We start from the raw sequence: 5,421 nt of genomic DNA, 5'->3' as shown, positions 1-5,421 counted from the left end.
CTATACCGGCGGCCGGGGTCGAACCGGCACGTCCTTGCGGACACTGGATTTTGAGTTCCATAACTCCATTATTTAAATCTTACAACCCTGATTTAATAGGGTTTTAAGCCTTTTGAATCTTGCAAAATAGACTCATTTTTCAAATTTTAGTAACTTTTTGGTAACACTCCATACCTTATCGTTCTAAGAGCATCATCAGAGAATAGACGATATGTCCCAACAGGTTATATTCATCCAGAGGTATTCAAGACACTTGTACGATTAACAGTTAATGTAATCATTTTATTTTCTCCTTTAATTAGGGTAAGTGTTTTTTATTATTTTAACAAAAATAACTCTTTAGCCCAAGAATTTGATAATTCATTTTCTAACAAAACTTTTTTTTTAAAATTTATCTTATGATATACTAAACTTATCAGCTATTGGTTCTGAAAAAGTGTCTGCCACAGTTTTACTACAAATTCTCATGACTTGTGCCAAGATTTATAAAAAACGGATAGCTATAATAGCTCTTAGAGCAAAAACATGACATATAGGAGGTTAAAGACATGTCATACTTTTATCTTTTTATCGCCATTGTAGGAGAGATATTGGGAACTAACCTTTTGAAATTATCAGACGGTTTTACAAAGCCTATTCCAACCGTTTCTGCCCTACTTAGCTATGGCGTTTGTTTCTATTTCCTCTCACTAGCAATGCAAAAAATTCCTTTAGGAATAGCTTATGCAACATGGTCAGCTGTCGGTTTAGTTTTGACAGCCTCTATCGCAGTAATGATTTTCAAAGAAACACTAAATGTTTATAGCATTATCGGTTTAATTTTGATTATCATTGGTGTTGTCATGGTTAACTTATTAGGAAATGCAGGACATTAATAAAACCGGCTCTATACTATTTGTAGTGGGTAAATCCCCTATGGATATTATGGAGCCTATTTTGTTGTAGAAAAAAAGTTCCATAAGAACTATAATGAAAAGCTAGAATTCTGTCAATATTTTGGACACATTTTGGGAGGGAATTTTGAAGACTAGCGTCCTCCTAATTTTCCCAATAAGTTTTAACTTCTTCAAAAATCTTATTCAAAAGTTCTGCATCTTTTTCTGACAACTGATTTTTTTCTATAACTCTATCTTTTAGTTCTGTTGCCTTTATTTTATTTCTTGCCACCGAAACTGCTATTGAATGTTTCAAAATATCAAACTCATCCTTTGAAAAGTTTGCAATATTGGTAAGATCTAATTGTTCTAGAGGTAAACTACTGATAATTGAATAAGGTTTTTGTCCCAGCAAATAATCTGTAGTAGTCCCAAAGATATTTGCTAATTTCACAACGAATTCTAATCCTGGTTCTAACGTTCCATTCTCCCACCGAGAATATGTCCCTTGTTGAACTCCAATTAATTCCGATATTTGTACTTGAGTTAACTTTTTTGATTTTCTGAGAGTTTTTAACCTCTCTGAAAATTTATAATCCTCTGTATACATAATTCTCCTATAGATATTCTTATTCGTATATTTTAGCTTGACAAAATATTCTAAACGGTATAAAATAGAATTATTCCATAAGGAATATTTATTTTGAGATTGAATATTCCATTGAGAATATTATAGCATAAAAGGAGGTAAAAGCGTATGTAACTAGTAGTCGATTTAAAAAATTTTAATAAAGGAGGTAGGATTCGACAAAATAAAAAATCTTGAAACAAATGTGCCGTTCGTTCCAAGATCAAAACATATTATGTAACAATTATACCACAGAAAACTCTTCAGTTGCACAAGAAAATTTCGGAGGTTTCACAAAAAGATGACCAATAAAGAGTTAGTCAATCAAATTTCTGGCCTAAACTCTACCTCTACTCTTAAAAATTGGATTCAACTGATTAAAGAGATAAGTGGCAAGGAATTTAAGAAAATTAAAGTTCCTATCAGTAGAAATCCCAGAACTCATCAATTAAGTTATACAGTTGCCTATGATTTTACAGACGAAGACCTTAGACAATTTCAAAAGTTAGCTAAACTAAAACTTGAAATAGGTCTAAAAGAGGCTATACAAGCCGTATTTGGGAGTCTAGCAGACAATGAACATGAATCCCTAAACCAAGTAATAGATGAGCTCTACGATGAACTGAGCGCCTTAAAACAGGAATTTAAGCGAGAAATGCGACTGATAAAAATTGAGAATTCCAACCTAAAAAAGAAAATCCAAGATATTGAAGAGTCGATGCAAACCGGCTTACTAGGGTTTGTTAACAAGAGGTCAAAAAATAGGTTCGGCTAATAGCGAGTTTTCGGCTGAGCCATGAGGCAGAAAGCCGAAAATGAGCGTAGATGCGGACGGACCATTTTTGACCGATAGGGTGTGTAGTAACACCACCCTCTGCAAGTTAGGTGTACCATCGAAAAAATTCAGTATTACCAAGGGTTTTGGAGATTTTAAGGGTGGCAAAATTAGGCAAAAAGTTGAATCAAAATCTATGGCAAAAAATGAGCATTTACGTTCTGTATTTGACTGGATTCAAATTCAGTTTGATAAGACTGAATTTTCGCCAAAAGAAATAATCGAAGATATCCTATTTCTTGACTTTGACCTATTTATTGAGAATAAGGGGAGCCTTAAATACTATAACTATGATAGCCAGCTTCATTATGGGAATATCCGTATCTACTATGGATCGAAAGAGTCGTCCTACATGCTTGTCATGTCAGGACAGGCACTAGAGTTCTATAGAGATATGGTATTAGATCCAAATAGTCTCTCCGAAAGACAGTTTCTGAACAACCTCTACTACAATTACATTCATTTTTCAGTAAGACGAATTGATATTGCAATAGATGATTTTAATGAAACACCCTATTTCACTCCTAATCAACTTCTAAAGATTTGTCAGAAGAAACGCTTTCTATATGGAAAAAGCACCTACTACAATACCTACGGAGATGAAACGATCGGTCAGACCTTATATTTAAGAAAACCCAATGATGATGAAAGACTTAGAATTTACGATAAGCGCTTAGAACAAGCTGAAAAGCTCGGGATCAGCAAGCGGTATATAGAAAATTGGATAAGAACTGAGTTAGAACTTAGGAAAGCAAAAGCTCACTACTTCATTCAAGAATGGTTGCATTCAGAAATAGATCTTCTTAACTTTACCAAGGGATACCTCAAAGAAAAAGTGAGGTTCTATAGTGATAGTCACTTCTCAAAACCTTTGAGATCTTGGGAAAAGTTTTTAGGTCACTCAAAACCTGTCTCTATCATTATTTCAAAACCAAAGACAGAACTAGAACAAAAATTAGAATGGTTTACCTATAAAGGTTCTGGAGCTATTCTAAAAGCGTATAAATTTCTATACGACAATAACTTACTGCATGAGTATGAGAAATCTAACTATCTCGCACTCAACAATATGGAATATCCACCAGATTTAGCAAGTGGATTAATAGAAAGGGCAATTCTCTTTAAAAGAGAAGATTTAATCCCTACAATCAAAGAAAATATCAAAAGGAGAAATTAAATATGGCAAAAATGCTCTCACAAAATGACTGGAATTTCAATAACATTGGAACAAAATTTGAATTGGATGAAGTCATTCCAAAATTTGAAACGGAAGTCCGAGCAGATGCAAACGGAGAAATTATCAAAAACCGAGATGGTAGCGAAAGACGTTTTAATACCGATAAAATCATTGGTTGGAAATACAATGTAACGATCAAGGATGGACAATTCAAAAAGAAATCAACCCAAGTCTCAGTAGACAATCCAGAAGCTTTAGTCGATAATGACTATATCCAAGCAATGGATCAAGTACCAGTTACATTTGACAATTTACAAGCTACTATGATTAGTTCAACGATGTATTACAAGGCGGATGCTATCCATTTAGTAGATGTAAAACAAAAATAAGTATAAGACAAGGGGAGTTAATCCTCCCCGTACTTAATCTAATTAGAAAAGGAGAGCACATGATTAAAACTGTAACAAAAGATGACCTTATCGAACTTGGATTTGCTCCAGGAACTGCAAGAAAGATTATCCATACTGGCAAATTACTATTAGTGAATCGTGGTTTTAATATCTACGATAACAAACGGATTGGTACAATTCCAGCCAGTGTCGCTGAAGAACTACTAGGAATTGAACTCCAGAAAGAAGCATAATGAATGACTATTCGTAAAACTAAAAGTGGTAAATGGACTGTTGATGTTTCTAACGGTTTCCACCCAGTCACACAAAAAAGAATACGTATTATTCGTAAAGGATTAAAATCTAAAAAGGAAGCCCTAGAACTTGAACAACATATTAGAGTTGTAGAATTAAAAGAAAAACAATTTGACTTTGTAGTAACAACGGATATGTTATTCGACTTACTTGAAGAAGATGATTTGAAAAATGGCAGAAAAGTAAGCTACACAAGTACACAAAGAAATAATTATGAGCGTCATATTAAGCCATATTTTAAAAATACAAATTTAAATAAATTAACGTATGACCATATATTCGAATTTCGTGAATACCTAAAAACAAAACCTAAAAAACAAAATGAAAATGAAGTTTTAAGCTATAATACAATTAATAAGGTTCTGATTCTACTTAAAAAAATTTTTGATACTGGTATAAGAAAATCACTCATTGATAAAAATCCAGTTAAGAATCTGAGAAAATTACCAATTAGGAAGCCTGATATTAAATTTTGGAGTATAGAAGAATTCACGAGATTTAGAGGACTTATTCGAGATGATGAAATAAGTTATGACCTGTTTTTCGTAATTGCTTTCTTTACTGGAATGAGAATGGGAGAAATCCTCGCATTGAACTGGAATGATATAAATCTTTTAACAAATACGATTTACGTTACCAAAACGGTATACTTTGTTAATAATACAAGCTACATTAATACAACAAAAACACGATCAGGAACTAGAAATATAACAATAAATCAGAAATTAGCAGAAATGCTAATAGATTGGAAAGTAAAACAAAAAGAAAAACTTGAGGAATTTACGAAAAATACTGAAGAACTTCAAATAATACAGAGTACACCAATATCAATTACAAAAAATATGATTGATAAGAAGTTTAAGCAAATACTAGAAAGGGATAAAGATTTAAAGAAAATAAGAATTCATGATTTAAGACACTCTCATGCATCATTACTTATAAATCAAGGAGAAGATTATCTTGTTGTCAAAGAAAGATTAGGACACGCATCTATTACAACAACAATTGATACTTATTCTCATTTGTACCCTAGCAAACAGAAAACATTGGCTAATAAACTTGATGATTTATTTTAAAATGGAAAAAATTGGTAACTCAACTAAAACAGAGAAAAAAAGACAAGGTCCGAAAACCTTGTCTTTTTTACTATACCGGCGGCCGGGGTCGAACCGGCACGTCCTTGCGGACACTGGATTTTGAGT

Annotated in this window: 7 protein-coding genes; 6 read left to right on the top strand and 1 reads right to left on the bottom strand. The window is 32.8% G+C overall.

The window, feature by feature from the left end; translation table 11 throughout:
- Positions 1 to 548: 548 nt before the first annotated feature.
- Positions 549 to 875: a DMT family transporter gene (locus tag ADI76_RS06055; protein WP_009732038.1), complete on the top strand. Its 327-nt coding sequence runs from the start codon at positions 549 to 551 to the stop codon at positions 873 to 875.
- Between the two features lie 163 nt (positions 876 to 1,038).
- Here the strand turns inward: ADI76_RS06055 and ADI76_RS06050 are convergent, their stop codons facing one another.
- On the bottom strand, positions 1,039 to 1,485 hold the full coding sequence (locus tag ADI76_RS06050) for a helix-turn-helix transcriptional regulator (protein WP_000287814.1): 447 nt from the start codon (positions 1,483 to 1,485) through the stop codon (positions 1,039 to 1,041).
- Positions 1,486 to 1,804: 319 nt separating this feature from the next.
- Here ADI76_RS06050 and ADI76_RS06045 point away from each other — a divergent pair, with 319 nt between their 5' ends.
- The 5 genes from ADI76_RS06045 to ADI76_RS06025 are packed head-to-tail and all read left to right on the top strand — an operon-like array spanning position 1,805 to position 5,295.
- Entirely contained in the window at positions 1,805 to 2,278 is a 474-nt protein-coding gene (locus ADI76_RS06045) for a hypothetical protein (RefSeq protein ID WP_000182279.1), read from the top strand.
- 40 nt (positions 2,279 to 2,318) lie between these two features.
- A complete protein-coding gene (locus ADI76_RS06040; RefSeq protein WP_004182182.1) occupies positions 2,319 to 3,515 on the top strand; it encodes a replication initiation factor domain-containing protein in 1,197 nt (398 codons plus the stop codon).
- Between the two features lie 2 nt (positions 3,516 to 3,517).
- A complete protein-coding gene (locus ADI76_RS06035) occupies positions 3,518 to 3,904 on the top strand; it encodes a hypothetical protein (protein WP_001096844.1) in 387 nt (128 codons plus the stop codon).
- Positions 3,905 to 3,963: 59 nt separating this feature from the next.
- Positions 3,964 to 4,158 carry a DUF3173 domain-containing protein gene (locus ADI76_RS06030; RefSeq protein ID WP_000598356.1) on the top strand — a complete coding sequence of 65 codons (195 nt, stop codon included), beginning with the start codon at positions 3,964 to 3,966 and terminating at the stop codon, positions 4,156 to 4,158.
- A 3-nt stretch (positions 4,159 to 4,161) separates the two neighbouring features.
- Positions 4,162 to 5,295: a tyrosine-type recombinase/integrase gene (locus ADI76_RS06025; protein ID WP_004182166.1), complete on the top strand. Its 1,134-nt coding sequence runs from the start codon at positions 4,162 to 4,164 to the stop codon at positions 5,293 to 5,295.
- Positions 5,296 to 5,421: the final 126 nt, after the last annotated feature.

Source organism: Streptococcus parasanguinis (assembly GCF_001074805.1).
GTDB classification, from domain to species: domain Bacteria; phylum Bacillota; class Bacilli; order Lactobacillales; family Streptococcaceae; genus Streptococcus; species Streptococcus parasanguinis_A.
The sequence above is the reverse complement of the archived record's forward strand: the minus strand, read 5'-3'. Positions and strand labels throughout refer to the sequence as shown.

What these genes read in the sequence shown, in the direction of transcription:
- ADI76_RS06055 (WP_009732038.1), top strand. Translation starts at nt 549, where the DNA reads ATGTCATACTTTTATCTTTTTATCGCCATTGTAGGAGAGATATTGGGA.
- ADI76_RS06050 (WP_000287814.1), bottom strand. Translation starts at nt 1,485, where the DNA reads ATGTATACAGAGGATTATAAATTTTCAGAGAGGTTAAAAACTCTCAGA.
- ADI76_RS06045 (WP_000182279.1), top strand. Translation starts at nt 1,805, where the DNA reads ATGACCAATAAAGAGTTAGTCAATCAAATTTCTGGCCTAAACTCTACC.
- ADI76_RS06040 (WP_004182182.1), top strand. Translation starts at nt 2,319, where the DNA reads ATGAGCGTAGATGCGGACGGACCATTTTTGACCGATAGGGTGTGTAGT.
- ADI76_RS06035 (WP_001096844.1), top strand. Translation starts at nt 3,518, where the DNA reads ATGGCAAAAATGCTCTCACAAAATGACTGGAATTTCAATAACATTGGA.
- ADI76_RS06030 (WP_000598356.1), top strand. Translation starts at nt 3,964, where the DNA reads ATGATTAAAACTGTAACAAAAGATGACCTTATCGAACTTGGATTTGCT.
- ADI76_RS06025 (WP_004182166.1), top strand. Translation starts at nt 4,162, where the DNA reads ATGACTATTCGTAAAACTAAAAGTGGTAAATGGACTGTTGATGTTTCT.